Genomic DNA, 20,661 nt, shown 5'->3' on the forward strand with positions numbered 1-20,661 from the left:
CCCGGGGCGGCCGCCGTCGCCCCGGGCCCTTCGCCGTCCGGGTCCTGCCGGTCCGGGCCCTGCTGTTCGAGGGCCCGCGGCTCAGCCGAGCAGCTCGGCGAGCGCGCGGTCGGCGTCCAGGTGCAGGTGCTCCTCGCCCTCCGGGACGACCAGCCGGCTGCGCCACAGGAACTTCCGCAGGTCGTCGGAGTCGAACCCGACCAGCGCGGTGCCCTCGGGCGCGCGCAGCTCGACCATGGTGCGCCGGCCGGGCGCGGGCCGGACGTGGACGTCGCCGGCCCCGGAGGGCAGCTCCAGGCCGTCGGCGAGCAGCCCGCGGGCGAAGACCCAGACGATGTCGTCGCCGTGGTCGGGGCCGGCCTCCTCGGCCCGGTCGTCCAGCGAGAACTCGGCGGGGAAGGCCATGCGGACGGCGAGCGGATCCTCCGGCACGTAGGCCAGCGTCACCCGGAGCCGGGCGGAACGGTGGGGGGAGAGGATCAGACGGGCCTGGACGGTCTCTTCGACGACGGTGTGCACGGCGGGGTCCCTTCGCTGGTGTGAGGCCTGTGACGGCTGTGGAGGGTGGGGTGGCCTCACCCGGATGAGAGACGGTCCGGGGGGTTCCGATTACCTGCCTTTCCCGGGTTTTCCGATGTGATGCGCGTCACGTCGCTTTCCGGCCGTGCGGGCCGCGCGCGGGCCACGCGCGGACCCGCCCCGGCCGCCCGTTCGGCGCCGGGCCCGGTAGGCTGGGTGGGTTGCCCGATCGCCGCCCGACCGCGGGACGGGGCTGCCAAACCGCCTCTGACCTGCGATGATCCCCCCTCGGAGACCGTGAGTACTGCCGCCGCCTCCTCGATGCCGCTCTTCTCCGACGCGGACGAGCCGCACGCGCCCGTCCGGCCGAGCGGCCATGCCGCGCCGACCTCCTCGCACCACCTGTCGCCGGCGTTCCCCGGCCGCGCCCCCTGGGGCACCGCCGGCAAGCTCCGGGCCTGGCAGCAGGGGGCGCTGGACAAGTACATCGAGAGCCAGCCCCGCGACTTCCTCGCCGTCGCCACCCCGGGCGCCGGTAAGACCACCTTCGCGCTGACGCTGGCCTCGTACCTGCTCCACAACCACCTGATCCAGCAGATCACCGTGGTCGCACCGACCGAGCACCTGAAGAAGCAGTGGGCCGAGGCCGCCGCGCGGATAGGCATCAAGCTGGACCCGGCCTACTCCTCCGGTCCGCTCTCCCGGGAGTACCACGGCATCGTGGTCACCTACGCGGGCATCGGCGTGAACCCGATGCTGCACCGCAACCGGACCGAGGCCCGCAAGACGCTGGTCATCATGGACGAGATCCACCACGCCGGTGACTCGAAGTCCTGGGGCGAGGCCTGCTTCGAGGCCTTCGAGCCGGCCGCCCGCCGGCTCGCGCTCACCGGGACGCCGTTCCGCTCGGACACCAACCCGATCCCGTTCGTCCAGTACGAGGCGGGCGGTGACGGCATCCGCAAGTCGGTCGCCGACTACACCTACGGCTACGGGCACGCGCTCGCCGACCACGTCGTCCGTCCGGTGATCTTCCTGTCGTACAGCGGCAACATGCGGTGGCGCACGAAGTCCGGCGACGAGCTGGAGGCCCGGCTCGGCGAGCCGATGACCAAGGACCTGATCGCCCAGGCGTGGCGGACCGCGCTGGCCCCGCAGGGCGAGTGGATCCCGGCCGTGCTCCAGGCCGCCGACCGGCGGCTGAGCGAGGTCCGCAAGGCGATCCCGGACGCCGGCGGCCTGGTGATCGCCACCGACCAGAACACCGCCCGCTCCTACGCCAAGATGCTGCGCGAGATCACCGGGGAGAAGGCCACCGTGGTGCTCTCCGACGAGGTGGAGGCGTCCAAGCGGATCTCCGACTACGCGGACGGTGACTCGCGCTGGATGGTCGCCGTCCGGATGGTGTCCGAGGGCGTCGACGTGCCGCGCCTGGCGGTCGGCGTCTACGCCACCTCGATCTCCACCCCGCTCTTCTTCGCGCAGGCCGTCGGACGTTTCGTGCGCGCCCGCAAGCGGGGCGAGACGGCCTCCGTCTTCCTGCCGACCATCCCGACGCTGCTGGGCTTCGCCAACGAGATGGAGCTCCAGCGCGACCACGTGCTGGACCGGCCGAAGAAGGAGGGCGAGGGCCTCTTCGACGAGGAGGACCGGCTGCTCGCCGAGGCCGAGCGGGCCAACGACGGTCCGGACGGCGCCGGTGGCGACGAGTTCTCGTACGAGGCGCTGGGCTCCGACGCGGTCTTCGACCGGGTGCTGTACAACGCCATGGAGTTCGGCATGCAGGCGCACCCGGGCAGCGAGGAGGAGGAGGACTACCTCGGTATCCCGGGCCTGCTGGAGCCGGACCAGGTGCAGATGCTGCTGCAGAAGCGCCAGCACCGGCAGATCCAGCGGAGCAAGAGCAAGCCGGCCGAGGAGGCCGACCTGCTGGAGCTGCCGGCCGAGCAGCGGCCCGTGGTGACGCACCAGGAACTCCGGGAACTGCGCAAGGAGTTGAACGCCCTCGTGGCGGCCTGGCACCACCGCACCAGTCAGCCGCACGGCACCATCCACAACGAGCTGCGCCGCCAGTGCGGTGGGCCGCTGACCGCGCAGGCGACCGTCAATCAGTTGAATGCGCGGATCGCCCAGATCCGGGAATGGGCCAAGTAGCCGCCCGTCAGGGACGTTCGGGGGCCGTCGGTACTCCGGCAGTGCTTCCTCGTCGCCTGCTCGGCGTCGAGGGAGTGCTGTGACCATAAGGTCATGTGACGTTCAGGTAGTCGCGAAGGATTCGTGGAGACAGTCGGTGTGATGATCGGCTAATGTTCCGCGTGCCGAACCGCCGTCGAGCTGTCGAAGCCGTGCGCCCACCCGTCCGTGGTCGCCGCCGAAGCCTCGGTGACATCGGTTCGCCGCACCTCACCGACCCGGCCCGCGACCCACCGTCGCGCCCGGGACTGCCTGTCTTCAAGGAGCACACCGAACGTGTCGTACCCCCCGCACCAGCAGCCCGAGCTCTCCGACAAGTCGAAGATCGTCGCCGGCATCCTGACGATCCTGCTCGGCAGCCTGGGCATCGGCCGCTTCTACACCGGTCACATCGGCATGGGCATCGCCCAGCTGCTGACCTGCGGCGGCCTCGGCGTCTGGTCGCTGATCGACGGCATCCTGTTCCTCACCAGCAACGACCGGACCGACGCCCAGGGCCGGCTGCTGCGCAGCTGACCCTTGCGCCCGTTCGCGAAGGTGCGTCGCCGCCCCGGCTCAGGCCGGGGCGGCTTCGCCGTTCCCGGAACCGCCGGCCGGGGGCGGGCCCGGCTGCGCACCGCCTGGCCGCCGGTCGCGGTGCTCGCCGGCGGTCTGGCCGGCGCCGCGTACCTCTGGTCGCGCAACCCCCACCTGCCGGGACAGGTCCTGCCGTTCTGCCCCTGGCGCAAGGTCACCGGCCTGGACTGCCCCGGCTGCGGCGGCACCCGGATGGCCTACGACCTGTTGCACGGTGACCTCGCCGCGGCCTGGCAGGACAACGCGGCGCTGCTGCTGTCGCTCCCGCTGGTCGCCGCGCTCTACCTGGTCTGGCTGCGGCACGGCCTGGCGGGGCGGCGCTGGCAGCCGCCGCTCGGCCGGCGCGGGACGGCGGTGCTGATCGGCGTGGCGACGGCCTGGACGGTCCTGCGCAACCTGTTCTGACCGGACGGCCGGACGGCCCGCCCCGTGGCGTCCGAGTGTCCGGACTTCGGAGTGTGGTCGAACTTGCGTCCCGGCGGGGTGGGCAAAATATGACCCTTTGTCCACGTTCGTCAAGGCCCGAACAATCGATCTTGACCGAATTTTGGACAACCACTTCCGCCGCCGCAATTCCTTCACTACCTTTCCCACACGCTCTCCCGCCGGGTGACCCCCGCGAGACGGGCGCGCAGGGCCCCAGGACGTCAAGGACGACACACCGCGGCCCGAGCGCGGCCACCCACCCTGCGCGCGACATTCGAGTCCCGGACCGGTCAGCCGATCCGCGACCCGCCGCGGAAAGGAATGCGCGTCGTGACTGCAGAGACCTCCCAAACCCTGGACCGAGGCGTCCGGGTCCTCAAACTCCTCGCCGACTCGGAACGCGGGCTCACCGTCACCGAGCTGGCGGCCCGGCTCGCCGTCAACCGGACCGTCGTCTACCGGCTGCTGGCCACCCTGGAACAGCACGGGCTGGTCCGCCGGGACATCGGAGGCCGGGCCCGGGTCGGGCTGGGCGTCCTGCGGCTCGCCCACCGCGTCCATCCGCTGCTGCGCGAGGCCGCGCTGCCCGCCCTGCGCAGCCTCGCCGAGGACCTCGGTGCCACCGCGCACCTCACCCTGGTGGACGGCAACGAGGCGCTGGCCGTGGCCGTGGTCGAGCCCAGCTGGACCGACTTCCACGTCGCCTACCGGACCGGACTGCGCCACCCGCTGGGCGAGAGCGCGGCCGGCCGGGCGATCCTGGAGGCGCGGGCCTTCCCGAGCCAGCGCCGGCCCGAGCAGGGGTTCGTCATCACCCGGGCGGAGGAGCAGTCCGGGGCTTCCGGCGCCGCCGCCGCGCTGCTGGGACTGAGCGGGATCGAGGGCAGCGTCGGCGTGGTGATGCTCAACGGACTCGTCCCGGAACGGGTCGGCCCGCGGGTGGTGGAGGCGGCCACCGAGGTCGCCGACGCACTGCGGTAGCGGACGCACGGCCGGGGAACGGGCCCGCCGGTCGTACCGCGCCCCGGGCCGGGCGGTCCGGCGGGCCGGCCGGGGGACCGTGTACGTGCCCGCCCGGCGGCCCCGGTGTGTTTGGATGCCTCTGTGTCCGACTCCAAGCTGCCCAAGGCCCTGACCGCCCCCCGGACCCGAGCGCTCGCGCTCTGCGGGGCGCTGGTCGCCGCACTGTTCGGCGTGGCCGCCTTCGTTCCGCTGCCGTACACGCTGACCTGGCCGGGCGTGACCGCGGACACCCTCGGCAGCTATCAGGACCGGCCGGTGCTGACCGTCACCGGGGCGCCGGTCCGGAACACCCGGGGGCAGCTGCGGATGGTGACCATCTCGGCGACCAACCCGGGGGAGCGGGCCACCCTCTGGCGTTCGCTCCAGGCCTGGTTCGACCAGGAGGAGGCCGTCCGGCCGACCGACACCGTCTACCCGCAGGGCGACCCGGCCAAGGCGGAGGAGGTGACGGCCCAGCAGATGGCGCAGTCGCAGGACAGCGCCACCGCGGCCGCCCTCTCCTACCTCCACCTCTCACCCGACCAGGTGAAGGTGAAGGTCGACCTCGGCGACATCGGCGGCCCGAGCGCGGGCCAGATGCTGGCGCTCGGGATCGTCGACAAGCTCGCGGGGGACGGCAAGGGCGGCGACCTCACGGGCGGGCTGACCGTCGCGGGCACGGGGACCATCGACGACCAGGGGACGATCGGGGCCGTGGGCGGTGTCCCGCTCAAGACGCAGGCGGCCGCGCGGGACGGCGCGACGGTGTTCCTGCTGCCCAAGGACGAGTGCGCGGACGCGAAGGTGAACACGCCCGACGGGCTGCGGCTGGTGCCGGTGGGGACGCTGGCGGAGGCGGTCTCGGCGCTGGACGCGCTGCGGACGGGCGGGACCGTCCCCGGCTGCTGAGGGCGGGCGCGTCCGGTCGGTGGTGTGTCCGGCGGGCGGTGCGTCCGGTCGGCGGTGCGTCCGGCGGGCAGTGCGTCCGGCGGGAATCCCGGCGCCCGGTGATCGGCGCCCCCGGCTCCGGGCCGGGGCCGATCACTCCGCCGCGGCCTGGTCGACCAGCGGGAGGATCCGGTACGGCACCGGGTTCTCCAGCGCGATCGCCGTCGAGGACCGGACGATCCCGTCGAACCCCACCACCCGGTCGATCACCCGCTGCAGATCGGCGTTGGACCGGGCCACGATCCGCACCATCATGTCGCCGTGGCCGGTGATGGTGTGCAGTTCCAGGACCTCCGGCACCGACGCCAGGTGCCTGCGCACGTCGGCGCCCTGGCCCTGGGAGATCTCCAGGGTCGCGAAGGCCGTCACCGGGTAGCCCAGGGCCGCCGGGTCCACCTCGGGACCGAACCCGCCGATCACGCCCCGCGCCTGGAGCCGGTCCAGTCGTGCCTGCACCGTGCCGCGCGCGACCTGGAGCCGGCGCGAGCACTCCAGCACCCCGATCCGGGGTTCCTCGGCGAGCAGCCGGATCAGCCGGCCGTCCAGCGCGTCGATCGCGTCGTTGGTGCTCCCGGCCGTACCACCGGGCAGGGCGCCCGAGGGGCCGCCGGTCGGATTGCCGAGGACACTGCCGCCGGGGGCGCCGGGCGGGCCGCCGGCCGGGCTGCCCGCAGGGGCGCCGGAGGGGGCGCCGGTCGGGCCGGAATGTCCTTGACCGACGGGCGAGTTGGACGATCCGGGGGAGCCGGGCGCATGGGCGGGGGGCATCGCGGGCTCCGTCCTCCGGTGGGCATTCTGTACAGCGGTCCGGTCGATTCTCCCGCCCCGGAGCACACCTTGACCAGGAGGAAACGGAACAGTTGCGTGGAGGTCGACTCGGCGCCACCCTCCAGCCACAACCCCGTGAGCCGGTCCCCGTACCGGCGGACGGGACCGTCAACCGTGGTCCGTACACCTACCGGGAGGGCCGACATGACCGACACCGCCATCGAACCCGTGCTGCTCACCGCCGGCCTGGGAGAGCCCGAGCTCCTCCCCATGGGCCATGCCGACGCGGTGGTCTTCGCGGTCGGCGACGCCGAGCGGGCGGCCCGCCGGTACGCCGTCGCGCTCGGCCTCCGCTGTACGGCCTACGCAGGACCCGAGACCGGCGAGCCGGAGACCGTCTCCTACGTCCTGCGGGCACCCGGGACGCGGTTCGTGCTCACCTCCCTCGTCCAGGTGATCGGCCCGCGCGGCCGGGAACTGGCCGGGTACCTGGCCCGGCACGGCGACGGCGTCGTCGACCTCGCGGTCTCCGTGCCGGACGTCTGTTACGCGTACGACTTCGCCGTCGACCGGGGCGCGGCCTCGCTGGCCGAGCCCTACGAGGTGCGGGACGCGTACGGCACGGTGGTGCTCGCCGCGATCGGTGTGCCCGGCGGAACCCGGCACACCCTGGTCGACCGGTCCCGGTACGCCGGCCCGTACCTGCCCGGCTACGTCCCCTTCGACCGGTGGTGACGGCCGCCGGGGCACCCGCGGTCAGCGGGTGACGGTGTCGACCACCGGCGGGTGGCCGTTCCAGTAGACGAACACCGAATTGGCCTGGTCGTCCTTGGTGAAGTCCACCCGGATCCACTGCGGGCCGTTCCAGACCTGCATCTTCCACCCCTGGTCCGGCGCGGCGGAGATCAGCGAGGCGTTGTCCGTCTTGAGGTCCAGGGCGACCTTGCCGCCCGGGACGAGATAGCTGCGCACGGAGGACGTGGTGGAGGTGACCGGCGAGGGTCGGTGCGGGGACGGAGCGGCGGCGGAGGGGGCCGCGGGCGTCGCCGGGGGCGACGGCGCCACGGGGGCGGTGGGCCGCGGGGAGCTCGCCGACGCGGTCGGCGGCGCCGCGGGCGACTCCGACCGGGTCGCCGACTGCTGCTGCGTCACCGTGAGCGTCGGCGTGGGTCTCGCCCCGTCGGCCGACGCCGGGGACGGCAACGGCAGTGCGGTGGGCTGTTCGAAGGCGGCGCCGGTCAGCACCGCGTGCACGCCGAACCAGGACAGCGCCACCGCCGCCCCGGTGGCCGCCGCCCAGGCGCCGAGCTGTACCAGTCCGTTCCGCATCGTGCGCACATCCTGCCGTACTCGCGGGCCGGGCAGACGGGCGCCCCGGTACTTAGGCAGGGAACTTGCACAAACCCCCGGCGGCCCGGCCGAACCGGTGCCGACCTGGCCGGCGGTCCCGTCCGGAGCCACCCCGAGGTACAGACCATTCGGGGGCGATGGCGTACCGTGCAGCCCCATGGCAACAGTGCTCGTGGTCGAGGACGACCCCTTCGTGCGATCCGCCCTCATCCGCCACCTGTCCGACACCGGCCACGCGGTTCGCAGCGTGGGCACGGCACTTGAGGCATTGCGCGAGGTCGCCCAGGTCGGCTGTGACCTGGTGATCCTCGATCTCGGACTGCCGGACCTGGACGGCAGCGAGGCCCTCAAGATGATCCGTGGACTGACCAACGTCCCGGTGATCATCTCCACCGCCCGCGACGACGAGGCCGAGATCGTCCGGCTGCTCAACGACGGCGCCGACGACTACCTGGTGAAGCCGTTCTCCGGGGAACACCTCAGCGCCCGGATGGCCGCCGTGCTGCGCCGGCTCGGCGGCGGCGCGGCGCCGGTCAGCCAGGTGCTGCGGGTCGGCGGGCTGGCCATCGACCTCCAGCGCCGGGAGGCCTCGCTGGACGGCAGACCGCTCGACCTGACCCGCCGGGAGTTCGACCTGCTGGCCTTCCTCGCCGCCAGGCCCGGCGTGGTCGTGCCGCGCAAGGAGATCCTGGCCGAGGTGTGGCGGCAGACCTACGGCGGGGACCAGACCATCGACGTGCACCTCTCGTGGCTGCGGCGCAAGCTCGGCGAGACCGCGTCCAGTCCCCGTTACCTGCACACCGTGCGCGGCGTCGGGGTCCGGCTGGAGGCCGCCGGGCACCCCGCCGGGCCCGGGCCCGTCCCCGGGGAGCGCCGGACATGAGGAGGTTCGGACACTCGCTGCGCTGGGCCCTGATCAAGGCCGCCGTGGCCGGGACCACCATGGTCGCGCTGGCCTTCCTCATCCCGCTCGGCCTGATGGTCCAGCAGACCGCCCGGGACCGGGCGTTCACCGCGGCCGAGCGGCAGGCGGCGGCGCTCGGTCCGGCGCTCGCCATCACCACCGACCAGGACGCCATAGCCCGGGCGGTGGCCTCCACCGACGCGGGTGCGCAGGGGCGGATGGCCGTGCACCTGCCGCCGCCCGAGGGGTCGGGGACCAAGGCGTCCACGGGGTCGGGTGCGACCGCCGGTTCGACGGGCGGTCCGTCAGGCGGAGTTTCGGGCCCGGCGTCCGCCGGTGCGGGCAGCGGCGGCCCGGGCGCGGTCGCGAGCGGGTCGGCTGCGAGCGGGGTGGCCGCGAGCGGGGTGGCCGCGGCGCAGGCCGGGCCGGGTCCCGCGCCGGTGGGGTCCGGGGCGGTGGGCTCCGGGGCGGCCGGGCCCGGGCCGTCGGCCGGTGCGACCATCGGCGAGGTCCGCGCCCTGGACGCCGACGTGACCACCGCGGGCGTCCAGGGACGTTCGTTCACCGTCGAGGTCCCGGGCGGGTACGCGCTGCTCCAGCCGGTCGCGGTGGACACCGTTCGGACCGCCGTGGTCGAGGTGTTCGTGGCCGACGGCGACCTCACCCGGGGTGTCTCGACCGCCTGGCAGGTGCTCTCCGGGGTCGCGCTGGCCCTGGTCGCCATCTCGGTCCTGGTCGCCGACCGGATGGGTGCGCGGATCGTCGCCTCCGCCCGCCGGCTGGCCGCCGCCGCCCGCTCGTTGGGCTCCGGGAACCTCACCGTCCGGGTGCCGGTGGAGGGCAAGCAGGCCGCGGGCAGCCCCGAGGAGCTGCGCGAGGCCGCCCACGCGTTCAACGCGATGGCCGACCGTGTCGTGCAACTCCTGGCAGCCGAGCGCGAGTTGGCCGCAGACCTGTCGCACCGGCTGCGTACCCCGCTGACCGTGCTGCGGCTCAACGCGGCCTCGCTCGGCGAAGGGGACGCGGCGGACGCCACCCGGCACGCCGTCTCCCAGCTGGAGCGCGAGGTCGACCAGATCATCCGGTCGGCCCGGCGGGCGCCGGAGGACGCGCCCGTCGTCCTGGTCGGCTGCGACGCCGCCGAGGTGATCCGGGAGCGGGTCGGCTTCTGGTCCGCACTCGCCGAGGACGAGGGCCGCCGCTGGCAGCTGGCGGGCGCCGAGCGGGAGACGCCCGTCCCGGTCCAGCGCGGGGACCTCGCCGCCGCCGTCGACGCGCTGCTCGGCAACGTCTTCCGGCACACGGCGATCGGCACCGCCTTCTCGGTGGACGTGCTGGCCACCGAGAGCTCGGTGATCGTGCTGGTCGGCGACGCCGGTCCCGGTTTCACCGACCCGGCCGCCGCCCTGAAGCGCGGTGAGGGCCACGGTGGCGAGGGCTCCACGGGTCTGGGCCTGGACATCGTCCGCAAGCTCGCCGAGGCCACCGGGGGCGACCTCGCGCTCGGCAGCTCGTCGGTGCTCGGCGGCGCCGAGATCCGGCTCAGGCTGCAGAGCCGGCAGGACGGCACCGTGCCGGCACGGACCGGGCGGACCAGCCGGCGTCGCAGCCGCGGGGCGCTGTTCTCGCGCTGATCGCCCGCGCGATGACTTGGCGAAAGGTTTCGGCACCGGTGCGGTGAGACGTCCGCTCCTCTTTCTTAAGCGCACCGTAAGAGAGCTCTACCCCTGGCTCAGCAGGCGGGTTTCGGCCATCCGGCGCCGCTAGCGTCGTCCGCGCCGGTCATCCGACCGTGCCGGTCACCCTCGACCGAGCCGGGTCACGCTCGCCCGCGACGGGTCCACGCACCCACGCGTCCGGCGGACACCCGTGACCCCACCCGGTCCCCACCTGCCTGCCGCGGAGGTACGCCCCCATGACGACCCAGCAGCCCGACCGCCGTCCAGGACGCCGCCGTCGCAGCCGCAAGGGAGCGGTCCTCGCCGCCTCGGCGGTCGCCGCGGCCCTGGTCGCCGGGGGCGTCGTCGTCCTCGCCTCCTCGGCCAGCGCCGCCTCGCTCGGCGCCGTCTACAGCCGCACCAGCAGCTGGGACGCCGGCTACACCGGCCAGTACCTGGTCACCAACCCGGACAGCAGCGCCATCGAGGACTGGACGCTCACCTTCGACCTGCCGGCCGGGGCGAAGATCGACTCGCTCTGGAACGCCGCGTTCACGGTCGAGGGCCAGCACGTCACCGTCAAGCCGGAGTCGTGGAGCAAGCGGCTGGATCCGGGCAAGAGCATCGTGATCGGCTTCGTCGCCCAGGGCGCCGGCGCCGCGCAGGGCGAACCGGGCAACTGCCTGATCAACAAGGTCTCCTGCAAGGCCGGTGACGGGACGGCGCCCACTCCGTCGGGGCGCCCGACCTCCACCGCCTCCGCCACGGCGTCGGCCACCCCGTCGGCCACCGCGTCTGCGTCGGCGTCCGCCTCTGCCTCGGCTTCGGCGAGCGCCTCGGCCTCGGCCACCGCGACCAAGCCCGGCACGCCGAGCCCGACCGCCACCACGACCAGGCCCACCACCCCGGCGCCGACGCCCACCGCGACCGCGACCACGCCGGTCCCGACGCCCACCGCCACCGCGACGGACACCCCCGTCCCGGTCACCGGCGCCGGCTTCGCCCCGTACGTGGACACCTCGCTGTACCCGCCCTACGACCTGGTCGCCACCGCCAAGGCCACCGGCGTCAAGAACTTCAACCTGGCCTTCGTGGTCTCCGGCGGCGGCTGCACCCCGAAGTGGGGCGGCGTCAGCGACCTCGCCGCCGACGCCGTGGCCGCCCAGATCGGCGCCCTGCGCGCCCTCGGCGGCGACGTCCGGGTCTCCTTCGGCGGTGCCAACGGCAGCGAGCTGGCCCTCGCCTGCTCCTCCACGGCCGACCTGACCGCCGTCTACCAGAAGACCGTGGACACCTTCGGCCTCACCAAGGTCGACTTCGACGTCGAGGGCGGCGCGATCGCCAACGCCGCCGCCAACACCCGCCGCGCCCAGGCCATCGCCCAGCTGCAGAAGAACGCCGCCGCCAAGGGCAAGGCCCTGGACGTCTCCTTCACCCTGCCCGCACTCCCCTCCGGCCTGACCCAGGAGGGCGTCAACCTGGTCGCCGACGCCAAGAACAACGGCGTGGCGATCGGCGCGGTCAACATCATGGCGATGGACTTCGGTGACGGCGTCGCCCCGAACCCGCAGGGCCAGATGGGCAAGTACGCCATCGCCGCGGCCACCGCCACCCAGGCCCAGGTCAAGAGCGTGCTCGGCCTCGACGACGCCGCCGCCTGGCGCAAGGTCGCGGTCACCCCGATGATCGGCGTCAACGACGTGGCCAGCGAGATCTTCACCGTCGCCGACGCCAAGCAGCTCGCCGAGTTCGCCAAGTCCAAGCACCTCGCCTGGCTGGCGATGTGGTCCGGCACTCGCGACAAGGCCTGCGAGGGCGGGGCCAAGGCCTACGCCGACGCCAGCTGCAGCTCGATCGTCCAGCAGCCGCTGGACTTCACCCGGGCCCTCGGCGCCTACACCGGCTGACCTCGCCGGGTACCGGTCCGGTACCCGCCCCCCGGCTCCGGCCGGCCGCGCCCCGACCGCAACAGGGCACGGCCGGCCGGCACCATCGTCACTCCCCGTCACCGTTCGCGGCCGGGTCCGGTCGACGGGCATCGGGTATCGTCGCTGGTTGGCCGAACGGTGGACGGAGCGAACAGTGACAGCGGTGCAAGACGAGCGCAGCGCGGTGCGAACCGTACCGGAGCAGGCGCCCGCCCCCCTGTCGGATCGGCTGCGGACCGCCCTCGGCGCGCCCGCCCGCGCCCTGCGCGAGGCCCCGCGCCGGCCGCTGCTGGCCGTCTCCGCACTGGCGCTGTTCTCCCTGATGGCCTACGCGGTCGTCCGGCACTTCGCCCACACCTCGATGGTGGACATGATCGTCTACCGGGCCGAGGGCGCGGCCGTCGCCAACGGCGACGACCTCTACGGGCTGCGCGTCACCCAGTGGAACCTGCCGGCCACCTACCCGCCGTTCGCCGCGATGCTCTTCGTGCCGACGACCTGGTTCCCGGTGCCGTTCCTGCGGGTCGCGATCACGCTCGGCAACCTCGGACTGCTCGCCCTGTTCACCCACCTGTCCTTCAAACTGGTGGGCTGGCCGCGCCGCGAGCTGCGCGCGATCGGCGTGATCCTGGTCACCGGCGCCGGCGTCTGGCTCGAACCCGTCTACACCACGCTGCGCTACGGCCAGATCAACCTCGCCCTCGCCTGCCTGATCCTCTGGGACCTCACCCGGCCCGACGGGCGGCGCAGCAAGGGCATCGCCATCGGCATCGCCGCAGGGATCAAGCTCACCCCCGGGCTGTTCGCCGTCTACCTGCTGATCACCGGCCGGGTCCGCGCCGCCTTCGTCGCCGGCGCGACCTTCCTCGGCACCTTCCTGATCGGTGCCCTGTTCCTGCCCGACGCGACCTGGGGCTTCTGGACCAAGTACCTCTACGACTCCTCGCGGGTCGGCAAGACCGAGATCGTCGACAACCAGGCGCTGAGCGGCGCCGTCGCCCGTCTCCTGCACACCGCCGAGCCGGGTGCGGTGGGCACGCTGGCCTCAGCCGCCGTCGCGGTGGCCGGTCTCGGGATCGCCGCCTGGGCCGCGAACAGCACCCGCTGGCTGCCGCGCGCCGAGGCGTGGGGCGTCTGCTGCGCCGCCGTCACCGCGGTACTGATCTCGCCGATCAGCTGGACCCACCACTGGGTCTGGTGCGTGCCGATGATCGTCCTGCTCGGCTGCGAGGCGGCGGTCGAACACGGCCGTCCGGCCGCCGTCCGGAAGGTTCGCTGGCGGGCCGCCTTCTGGGCCACGCTGGTCGCCTTCGTGTCCTTCGCGATGTGGGCCGCCAAACCGCAGGGCGCGCTGGTGCTGGAGCTCTCGCCGCTCCGCCAGATCCCGACCTCGGTCTACCCGCTGGTCGGGATCTGCTTCCTGCTGGCCGCCGCGCTACGCATAAGGGCCCGGCGGCTGGCCGCCGGCGCGCCGCTCGTGGCGCTGCCCGGCCAGCGGGGCGGCGACCGGCCGGATCCCGCGCGCGAACGTCAGCAGGCCCCCGCGGCCAGCTGAGTCGCCGGCTGCCGCCGGTCCGCCGGGGGCGACCGGGCCGCTGCGCGCGGTCGGGCTGTCCGGGGCGGTCCGGGTGTCCGGGGCGGTCGAGGTGTTCGGGGCGGTCGAGGTGTTCGGGGTCGTCGGGGTGCTCGGGGTCGTCGCGCTGTTCGGGGCGGGCCCGGGCCGGTGCGCGCGGGCCGTGCGGCTCACGCGAGCAGCTCGGCCAGTGAACCGTCCATGTCGAGCGCGGCCATCTCGCTGCCCGGCGGCACCAGCCGGTGCGCCCGCTCCAGCCAGGCGGCCACCGCCGGCAGCGGCGCCTCCAGCAGTGCGTCCCCGGCCGGCGAGCTCAGCGCCATGCAGAGCACGCTGCGCCGGCCCGAGCGGGTCGGCCAGATCCGGACGTCCCCCTGCCCGCAGGGCCGGAAGGTGCCCTCCACCAGCAGCTCCCGCGCGAACACCCAGGTGACCGGCGAGCCGGTGTCCAGGTGGAAGGTGATGTAGACGGCGTACGGGTCGTGGCTGCCGTAGGAAAGCCGGGCCGGGACGGGGACGCTGTGCTCGGGGGAGAGCACCAGGTTGAGTTCCAGTTCGTGCTCGACCACGCTCGTCGGGCGCTCCATGATCGGTTTCCTCTCTGCCTGCGCTTCATGCCCGGTATCGGGCCCTGTGACCTTGGAGAGCGCGGTCCGGGAGCGCTCTTACACGTGTTTTCGAGATTTCTTGACGGGGGCCCTCGGTGAGGGTTCGGAGCCGCGACCGGGGTGGGGGGTTCGGGGCGGGCGTCGGGGAGTGGTGAACGCGGAGAGAGCGGGCGCGCGCTCCGGCGTTCGCGCCGTCTTCCTTACCGCGGGCGGGCCGGGGCTGTCCGGTGAACGGCCAACTTCACACCCCGGGTCCGCCGAGGCACTACCCTTGGTGACTGTCCGGCGACTGTCCGCCCACCCGCCGACGCCCCCTCGCGCGCGCCGCCACCGCCGCCACCCGGTGCCGCCCGAGCCACCGTCGCGCGCACCCCTCGCCGGGCGAGCCGCATCGGCCCTGCCAGGAAAGAAGACCCCCATGACGGACCGGCCTCTCGCGGGCGGCAGCACGGAGACGGCCGCGGGCCCCGCGCCGGGCTACTACCCCGACCCCTCCGTGCCCGGTTTCGTCCGCTACTGGGGCGGCACCTCCTGGGTGCCCGGCACGACTCGGCCCGCCCCGGCGGCGGGCGAGGTGCTGGAACCGCCCCGGTACGCGACCCGGCGGTCCGGTGCGGCGGCCGGGGTGGGCGCGCGGTACATGCCGCCGCCGACGGCCGTCGAACCGGCCGCCGACCCGGTCGGGGAGGCTGCGGCGGACTCGGTTTCGGTGCCGACGTCGGAGCCGGTGTTGATTTCGGAGTCGGCGCCGGTCTCGCCCGGGGACACCGGGCCCGTGTACCTGGACGAGACGTCGGGCGGCGCCTCGTTCACCTTCTCGGTGCCGGAGGGCGGGCCGGTGTTCCGGACCGGCGTCGGGTCGGCCCACGCGGCGGCGGCAGACGTGGGGCCGGACCCGATCGTGGAGCCGGCCAGCGAGGGCATGCTCGGGGCGGTCCCGGAACCCCGGCCGCAGGGGGCGGTCCCCGTCGCGGCGCCCGGTTCCGTCGCGGCGGTGGAGCCGCCCGACCGGCAGCCGGCCCCCCGGGCACCGCGCGGCCCGATGGAGCAGGGCGCCGCACCGCGCTGGGTCTCCTGGGGGGTGGTTCCCGGAGTGGAGGCGCCTGCCGGGGCGGCCGTTCCGGCGCCGGTGGAGAAGCCGGTGCCGCTCCGGGCCTCGGCCCCGGCGGGCGCTCCGGTGGCCGCCCAGGTGGCCGCCCCGACGTCCGCCCCGGTGGAGGGGGAGGCGGTGACGGCGACGGCGTCGGCCGGGCCGGAGGAGGCGCCGCTGACCGGGCCCACGCGGTCCGCCCGGCCTGCCGCTCCCGTTCCCGCTGCTCCTGTGCCGGTCGCCACCCGTCCGTCCGCGTCCCGCTCCTCGGGGAGTGCGTCGGCCCCGCCCCGATCGTCCGCGCCCCGATCGTCCGGGACCCGGGCGGCGGGGACCCGGCGCCGGACGATCAGGCCCGCGCCGCAGCCGGCCGGGCCCGGCCGGCGGCTCGCCGCCCGGCTGGTGGACACCGCCGTCCTGGCCGTCGTCGCCACCGCCGCCGGGATCCCGCTCGGCACGTCCGTCGCGGACCACCTCCAGGAGAAGCTCGCCCAGGCGAGGATGGCCAGCCGGCTCACGCGCCGTCAGGTCGACGTCTGGATGCTGGACGGCGTGGTGGTCGGCAAGGTCGCCGTCCTGATCGGCATCCTCCTCTTCGTCGGCCTGCTCTACGAGGTCCTGCCGACCGCCCGCACCGGCCAGACCTTCGGCAAACGGCTGGCCCGGATCCGGGTGATCGACGCTGCCGCGGCCGTTCCTGCCGCCGCTCCGTCCGCCGCCTCGTCCGCCGCCCGCGCCCGGTTGGGCCTCGGCCGGTCGCTGGTGCGATGGCTCGTCAGGCAGGTTTCGACGCTGCTGCTGGTCGGCCTGGTCTGGCCGCTGTTCGACCGCCCCGCCCGGCGCGGCTGGCACGACCGGGCGGCCCGTACCCGCGTGGTCCGGCTCTGACCCGGGTCCGCCCGAGAGTCAGGTCGGACAAAACCGACCAAATATCCCAAGTTCATAGAATGTGTGATGTTCTACTCGGGGGATGAGCACCCACGACCCCTCAGGCCCCGAGCCGGAGGGGGGCGGCCAGCCCTCCTTCGACAAGAAGCCCCCGCAGCAGGGCGGCGGCACGCCGGAAGGTACGCCGTCGGACCCGTACGGCACCCCGCCGCCGTCCGGCACCCCCTCCGACCGCCCCGGCGCGTACGGCGGCACCTACGGCGGCTCGCCGTACGGACAGGGACAGCCCCCGCCCGGCCGGTCGCCCTACGACCAGCCCCCGCCCGGCCACGGTCCCGCCGGCCACGGCACACCCGGCGCCGGCCCCGTCCCGGGGATGCCGCCGCTCGGCAGCTGGCCCAACCGGATCCTCGCCCAGCTGATCGACTACCTGCTGGTGCAGGCCGTGGCCGTCCTGCTGGTGCTGCCCTTCGCCAGCCTCTCCGACAGCTCCGGCTCCGCCGGTGCCTTCTGGGTCGCCTGCGCCATCTACCTCGTCTACGACGGGGTGATGCTCGGCCGGGACGGCCAGACCCTCGGCAAGAAGGCCATGAAGATCCGGGTCGCCATGCTGATCGACGGCAGCCCGCCGACCCAGTCCGCCGCCTGGACCCGGGCCGCGGTCTTCATCCTGCCCGCCGTCCTCTGCTGCGCCTGGCTCTGGTGGCTGATCGACGGCATGTTCGGCGTCTTCGACAAGCCCTACCGCCAGTGCATCCACGACAAGGCCGCCAAGACCGTGGTGGTCTCCACCGTCTGAGCCCCGCACCCGTCTGAGCCCCGCCGCGCGACCGCCCGGCCGCTCGAACCCGCACCTCGCACCCCGGAACGCCCGGTACGCCCGGAACGCCCGGTACGCCCGGTGGCGCCGCCTCAGCGCTGCCGGGCGTAGCCGTGCCCGGCAGCCGCCCGGTCCGCACGACCGGCGGCGGCCCGCAGCGACAGCACCGTCACCAACGTGCCGAGGGCGAGCGAGAAGACCACCACCACCGCCACCTCCGGCACCTCCTCGGCACCGGTGGCGGCCAGCAGCGCCACGGTGGCGGCGACGACGGTGAACACACCGAGGACGAACTGGGCCGGAGTCGGGCGGCGCGGCATGGCGGAGTCCTTCGCACGTCGGGGGGAACGAGCGGGTCGCACCGGAAGCCAGAAGGCCCGCCCGGAAGGGGAGTTCGGGAGGGCCGGCCGATCCTCCGGCATTCCGACCAGGCTAACCCGCCCCACCCGGGGCACAGGGGGCGCACGGGCTCACCCCGGGGTCGTCCGCCCCGCTGGATACGGTGGGCCCGTCCCGCTCGCTCCGTGCGACCGACCGATCCGCTCCGTACTCCCAGGGGGAACCGCCGTGCCCATCCCCGCCGACTGGCCGACCACCGAGGCCCAGGCGCTCGCCGAACAGGAGCGGCTGCGCCCGCTCGTCCAGCCCTACGGTGCCGCCGACGCCCCTGGCCCGGCCGGCGCCGACGACCGGCTCATCGCGGGCGTCGACGTCGCCTACGACGACGAGCGCGACCTCGTCGTCGCAGCCGCCGTCGTCCTCGACCGCACCACCCTCGACGTCGTCGAGGAGACCACCGCCACCGGCCGGATCGCCTTCCCCTACATCCCCGGCCTGCTCGCCTTCCGCGAACTCCCCGCCGTCCTCGACGCCCTCACCGCCCTCACCCACCGACCCGGCACCGTCGTCTGCGACGGCTACGGCCTCGCGCACCCGCGCCGCCTCGGCCTCGCCAGCCACCTCGGCGTCCTCACCGGCCTGCGCACCCTCGGCGTCGCCAAGACCCCGTTCACCTTCGACCACCGGGACCCCGGCCCCGCCCGCGGCGACTCGACCCCGCTCACCGATCCGGCCACCGGCGAGGAGGTCGGGCGGGCCCTCCGCACCCGCCCCGGCGTCAAACCCGTCTTCGTCTCCGTCGGCCACCGCATCGGCCTCGCCGAAGCCGTCGACACCACCCTCGCGCTGGCCCCCCGCTACCGGCTCCCCGAGACCACCCGCCACGCCGACTCGCTCTGCCGCCGCGCCCTCACCGCAAGGCAGCAGGCGCACGTCAGTTGACGGACCGCCAGACGCGTCCGGACGTTCCGCCGAGGACCGTTCTGCTCGCCCGGACCGTGTGTTAGACATGACCCACCGGCCGCCACCCCACGGCGCCGCCGCACCAGCACCGCGCACGACACACCGGACGGACGCACGGGGGAGGCGCCGCACGTGGCAACGGGAACCGGAACGGGCACCGGGTCGACAGGCGGGGGCGGACGCGGCTACCGCGTCGAGGTCGAACAGCTGCGCGCCTTCGCCGCCCAGGTGCGGCTGCTGCTGGCCGAGTTCCAGCACCACGCCGACGGCACCACGACACACGGACGCAGCGGCATCGGCCGGAACGCCCTCGGCACCTTCGCCGAGGCCACCGACCTGCACGGCCGCTACCAGACCATGCGGGACGGCCTGCGCGACGTGCTCGACCAGCTCCAGGACGCGGTCGACGAGGCCCAGAAGAAGGCCGAACTCACCGCCACCAACTACGAGGAGCAGGAACGCCGCACCCGGAACAAGCTGAAGCTCGGCGACGACGGCTGGTCCGTCGCCAACCCCTCCGCCACCAGCGCCGCCGCCTACGCCCGGACCGTGGCCCCCGCCCGGCACGACGACGGAAAGGGCGTCCGGTGAAGTACACGGACTTCAGGCACTACAGCCACGCCGAACTCCGCACGATGGCCCAGGCCCTCAACCCGGGCGAGGTCATGGCCGCCGCCGACCCCTGGCGCCGCGCCGCCGACACCCTCAAAGCCATCCGCACCACCCTCACCCGCGCCAGCACCGAGGCCGCCACCTCCTGGGAAGGCACCACCAGCGACGCCTTCCACGCCCGCATGCTCCACCTCGCCGCCACCATCAACAACGCCGCCTCCTACGCCAACGACGCCGCCATCACCCTCAAGGCCGTCTCCGAGGCCATCGCCAAGGCCAAACGCGACATGCCGGAGGAACCCGGCGGCTGGGACCAGCTGACCGACGGCGTCGGCGACACCTTCTCCGCCCTCTTCGGCGCCGACGACGAGGACAGCCGCACCGCCCTCGCCGACCAGCGGAAACTCGAAGCCGCCACCGTCATGCAGACCCTCGCCATGCACTACCGCACAGCCGCCCCGATGCTGAAGCCCCCACAGCCGATGGGCGCGCCGACGAAGGGCAAGAGTAATGAGCGTGACGACGCCACAGGGATCGTTTCCGATGAATCGAGTGGGTTTACGGCGCTGGGAGGGGTATTCGGCGGCACCGGGCTGGGTGGGGCGACTATCGGCAGCCGTCCGGTCGGAAGCGCAGAGTTCGGGAATCGCTATGCTCGGGTGAACCCAGGTCAGGGACCGGACCCAGGATCGATGGCAGGTTCGCAGGTGGTCTCTGGGGCAGTAGCAAGACCCCTAACAGGGCCAGAGGTCGTGCCGGCGCCGTCGGATCCTGGAGTCAAGGGTGGAGTGCCAATTCCGCCACCTACCGCTACAGGCTCGCCCAACTTTGGGGCTGGAACCGCTATTGACGGTGTCAGCCTCCCCCAATCGCGGCCAGCCACGCACTCCAGCGACGCGACGGGGCCATTGAGCACCAGCCAGCCAAACTCTGGCTTTTCTGTAGGTGCAGGGAGTACCGCTTCGCCCGGCGGAGTCGGCAGATCGGTTCATCAGCCCGAAGTTCCGGGGTCGGGTCGCATGTCAGGCCCTATCGGCGACCGGGGCACGCCGATCCGGCCCGAAGAGCACGGAGCCGGCAGCGGGCGTGGTCCCGCCGGTGCTCGCGGTGTCGCCGCCTTCGGTGCTGACGGCTTTCCGGGGGGCCGTGTGGTTTCAGAAGGCCGGGGTTCTTCGGCTGCTGATGCACGAGGGGCCGGGACGGTCGTAGGGGTGGGGGATCGATCCGGTCCTGGATCCGCTGGCAAGAAGGCTCTACCAGAGGGGGGCTCAGGGGTGGGAGTCTCCTTCAATCGGGTTCGGACCGAGCCTGTGGCGGGCCTGTCGATGCCTTCAGGCCCGATGGTTCCGCTGGGTAGCGCACAACGGCGGAGGAAAGACGAGGCGGCGGGGTCTGGGCGTCCCGCGTACCTGGTCGAAGATGGCGAAACCTGGGCACCGGAGGAATACGTCAACCCGCCCGTGGTGAAGTGACCGTCGACCTTCAGGCTGACTAGC

At 73.9% G+C, this 20,661-nt stretch carries 20 protein-coding genes; 15 read left to right on the forward strand and 5 right to left on the reverse strand.

Annotated features, from left to right (window positions below):
* Positions 1–81 precede the first annotated feature (81 nt).
* Positions 82–519, reverse strand: a complete 438-nt coding sequence (locus ABZY91_RS02085) for an SsgA family sporulation/cell division regulator (RefSeq protein WP_355399131.1) — start codon at positions 517–519, stop codon at positions 82–84.
* 321 nt (positions 520–840) lie between these two features.
* Between ABZY91_RS02085 and ABZY91_RS02090 the strand changes: the two genes are divergently transcribed.
* The 5 genes from ABZY91_RS02090 (at position 841) to ABZY91_RS02110 (ending at position 5,625) form a co-directional block, all read left to right on the forward strand.
* Positions 841–2,673: a DEAD/DEAH box helicase gene (locus ABZY91_RS02090; protein WP_329883746.1), complete on the forward strand. Its 1,833-nt coding sequence runs from the start codon at positions 841–843 to the stop codon at positions 2,671–2,673.
* A 315-nt stretch (positions 2,674–2,988) separates the two neighbouring features.
* Complete coding sequence (locus ABZY91_RS02095) at positions 2,989–3,228, forward strand: TM2 domain-containing protein (RefSeq protein ID WP_329883594.1); 240 nt, start codon at positions 2,989–2,991, stop codon at positions 3,226–3,228.
* A gap of 21 nt (positions 3,229–3,249) precedes the next feature.
* Positions 3,250–3,693: a DUF2752 domain-containing protein gene (locus ABZY91_RS02100; RefSeq protein WP_355399133.1), complete on the forward strand. Its 444-nt coding sequence runs from the start codon at positions 3,250–3,252 to the stop codon at positions 3,691–3,693.
* Between the two features lie 351 nt (positions 3,694–4,044).
* Positions 4,045–4,695 (forward strand): helix-turn-helix domain-containing protein, encoded by a 651-nt coding sequence (locus tag ABZY91_RS02105; RefSeq protein WP_270146684.1) that lies wholly within the window; start codon positions 4,045–4,047, stop codon positions 4,693–4,695.
* A gap of 123 nt (positions 4,696–4,818) precedes the next feature.
* The gene (locus tag ABZY91_RS02110; RefSeq protein ID WP_329952502.1) at positions 4,819–5,625 is read left to right on the forward strand and encodes a S16 family serine protease; all 807 of its coding nucleotides are present in this window, start codon (positions 4,819–4,821) and stop codon (positions 5,623–5,625) included.
* A gap of 132 nt (positions 5,626–5,757) precedes the next feature.
* On the opposite strand, the gene ABZY91_RS02115 is transcribed toward ABZY91_RS02110, so the two are convergent.
* Positions 5,758–6,255: an Lrp/AsnC family transcriptional regulator gene (locus ABZY91_RS02115; protein ID WP_329883747.1), complete on the reverse strand. Its 498-nt coding sequence runs from the start codon at positions 6,253–6,255 to the stop codon at positions 5,758–5,760.
* Positions 6,256–6,636: 381 nt separating this feature from the next.
* Here ABZY91_RS02115 and ABZY91_RS02120 point away from each other — a divergent pair, with 381 nt between their 5' ends.
* A complete protein-coding gene (locus tag ABZY91_RS02120; RefSeq protein WP_355399135.1) occupies positions 6,637–7,167 on the forward strand; it encodes a VOC family protein in 531 nt (176 codons plus the stop codon).
* A 21-nt stretch (positions 7,168–7,188) separates the two neighbouring features.
* Here ABZY91_RS02120 and ABZY91_RS02125 read toward each other — a convergent pair whose 3' ends face one another.
* Entirely contained in the window at positions 7,189–7,761 is a 573-nt protein-coding gene (locus ABZY91_RS02125; protein ID WP_355399137.1) for a hypothetical protein, read from the reverse strand.
* Positions 7,762–7,939: 178 nt separating this feature from the next.
* Here ABZY91_RS02125 and ABZY91_RS02130 point away from each other — a divergent pair, with 178 nt between their 5' ends.
* The 4 genes from ABZY91_RS02130 (at position 7,940) to ABZY91_RS02145 (ending at position 13,827) form a co-directional block, all read left to right on the forward strand.
* Positions 7,940–8,665, forward strand: coding sequence for a response regulator transcription factor (locus ABZY91_RS02130; RefSeq protein WP_329883598.1), 726 nt, complete (start codon positions 7,940–7,942; stop codon positions 8,663–8,665).
* The gene (locus ABZY91_RS02135) at positions 8,662–10,320 is read left to right on the forward strand and encodes an ATP-binding protein (protein WP_355399139.1); all 1,659 of its coding nucleotides are present in this window, start codon (positions 8,662–8,664) and stop codon (positions 10,318–10,320) included. Before ABZY91_RS02130 ends, ABZY91_RS02135 begins: the two co-directional genes overlap by 4 nt.
* A gap of 281 nt (positions 10,321–10,601) precedes the next feature.
* The gene (locus tag ABZY91_RS02140; protein ID WP_355399141.1) at positions 10,602–12,251 is read left to right on the forward strand and encodes a cellulose binding domain-containing protein; all 1,650 of its coding nucleotides are present in this window, start codon (positions 10,602–10,604) and stop codon (positions 12,249–12,251) included.
* 175 nt (positions 12,252–12,426) lie between these two features.
* Positions 12,427–13,827 (forward strand): glycosyltransferase 87 family protein, encoded by a 1,401-nt coding sequence (locus ABZY91_RS02145; protein ID WP_355399143.1) that lies wholly within the window; start codon positions 12,427–12,429, stop codon positions 13,825–13,827.
* Positions 13,828–14,015: 188 nt separating this feature from the next.
* Here ABZY91_RS02145 and ABZY91_RS02150 read toward each other — a convergent pair whose 3' ends face one another.
* Positions 14,016–14,432, reverse strand: coding sequence for an SsgA family sporulation/cell division regulator (locus tag ABZY91_RS02150; RefSeq protein WP_329883603.1), 417 nt, complete (start codon positions 14,430–14,432; stop codon positions 14,016–14,018).
* Between the two features lie 439 nt (positions 14,433–14,871).
* Between ABZY91_RS02150 and ABZY91_RS02155 the strand changes: the two genes are divergently transcribed.
* Together ABZY91_RS02155 and ABZY91_RS02160 are read left to right on the forward strand one after the other, a co-directional pair.
* The gene (locus ABZY91_RS02155; RefSeq protein ID WP_355399146.1) at positions 14,872–16,431 is read left to right on the forward strand and encodes an RDD family protein; all 1,560 of its coding nucleotides are present in this window, start codon (positions 14,872–14,874) and stop codon (positions 16,429–16,431) included.
* A gap of 82 nt (positions 16,432–16,513) precedes the next feature.
* Entirely contained in the window at positions 16,514–17,230 is a 717-nt protein-coding gene (locus ABZY91_RS02160; protein WP_329952496.1) for an RDD family protein, read from the forward strand.
* A gap of 113 nt (positions 17,231–17,343) precedes the next feature.
* Here ABZY91_RS02160 and ABZY91_RS02165 read toward each other — a convergent pair whose 3' ends face one another.
* Positions 17,344–17,571: a hypothetical protein gene (locus ABZY91_RS02165; RefSeq protein WP_329883605.1), complete on the reverse strand. Its 228-nt coding sequence runs from the start codon at positions 17,569–17,571 to the stop codon at positions 17,344–17,346.
* 247 nt (positions 17,572–17,818) lie between these two features.
* On the opposite strand from ABZY91_RS02165, the gene ABZY91_RS02170 reads away from it, so the two are divergent.
* The 3 genes from ABZY91_RS02170 to ABZY91_RS02180 all read left to right on the forward strand — a co-directional run bounded on the left by ABZY91_RS02170 (position 17,819) and on the right by ABZY91_RS02180 (position 20,637).
* Positions 17,819–18,532, forward strand: coding sequence for an endonuclease V (locus ABZY91_RS02170; protein ID WP_355399148.1), 714 nt, complete (start codon positions 17,819–17,821; stop codon positions 18,530–18,532).
* 153 nt (positions 18,533–18,685) lie between these two features.
* The gene (locus ABZY91_RS02175) at positions 18,686–19,144 is read left to right on the forward strand and encodes a hypothetical protein (protein WP_329883607.1); all 459 of its coding nucleotides are present in this window, start codon (positions 18,686–18,688) and stop codon (positions 19,142–19,144) included.
* Entirely contained in the window at positions 19,141–20,637 is a 1,497-nt protein-coding gene (locus ABZY91_RS02180; protein WP_355399150.1) for a hypothetical protein, read from the forward strand. The genes ABZY91_RS02175 and ABZY91_RS02180 overlap by 4 nt, the downstream gene beginning before the upstream one ends.
* Positions 20,638–20,661: the final 24 nt, after the last annotated feature.

The organism is Kitasatospora sp. NPDC002965 (assembly GCF_040611255.1).
In the GTDB taxonomy this organism is placed as follows: domain Bacteria; phylum Actinomycetota; class Actinomycetes; order Streptomycetales; family Streptomycetaceae; genus Kitasatospora.

Bases quoted from the DNA above. Each gene is read 5' to 3' on its own strand.
- ABZY91_RS02090 (WP_329883746.1), top strand. From the start codon at position 841: ATGCCGCTCTTCTCCGACGCGGACGAGCCGCACGCGCCCGTCCGGCCG.
- ABZY91_RS02120 (WP_355399135.1), top strand. From the start codon at position 6,637: ATGACCGACACCGCCATCGAACCCGTGCTGCTCACCGCCGGCCTGGGA.
- ABZY91_RS02125 (WP_355399137.1), bottom strand. From the start codon at position 7,761: ATGCGGAACGGACTGGTACAGCTCGGCGCCTGGGCGGCGGCCACCGGG.
- ABZY91_RS02130 (WP_329883598.1), top strand. From the start codon at position 7,940: ATGGCAACAGTGCTCGTGGTCGAGGACGACCCCTTCGTGCGATCCGCC.
- ABZY91_RS02135 (WP_355399139.1), top strand. From the start codon at position 8,662: ATGAGGAGGTTCGGACACTCGCTGCGCTGGGCCCTGATCAAGGCCGCC.
- ABZY91_RS02140 (WP_355399141.1), top strand. From the start codon at position 10,602: ATGACGACCCAGCAGCCCGACCGCCGTCCAGGACGCCGCCGTCGCAGC.
- ABZY91_RS02150 (WP_329883603.1), bottom strand. From the start codon at position 14,432: ATGGAGCGCCCGACGAGCGTGGTCGAGCACGAACTGGAACTCAACCTG.
- ABZY91_RS02155 (WP_355399146.1), top strand. From the start codon at position 14,872: ATGACGGACCGGCCTCTCGCGGGCGGCAGCACGGAGACGGCCGCGGGC.
- ABZY91_RS02160 (WP_329952496.1), top strand. From the start codon at position 16,514: ATGAGCACCCACGACCCCTCAGGCCCCGAGCCGGAGGGGGGCGGCCAG.
- ABZY91_RS02165 (WP_329883605.1), bottom strand. From the start codon at position 17,571: ATGCCGCGCCGCCCGACTCCGGCCCAGTTCGTCCTCGGTGTGTTCACC.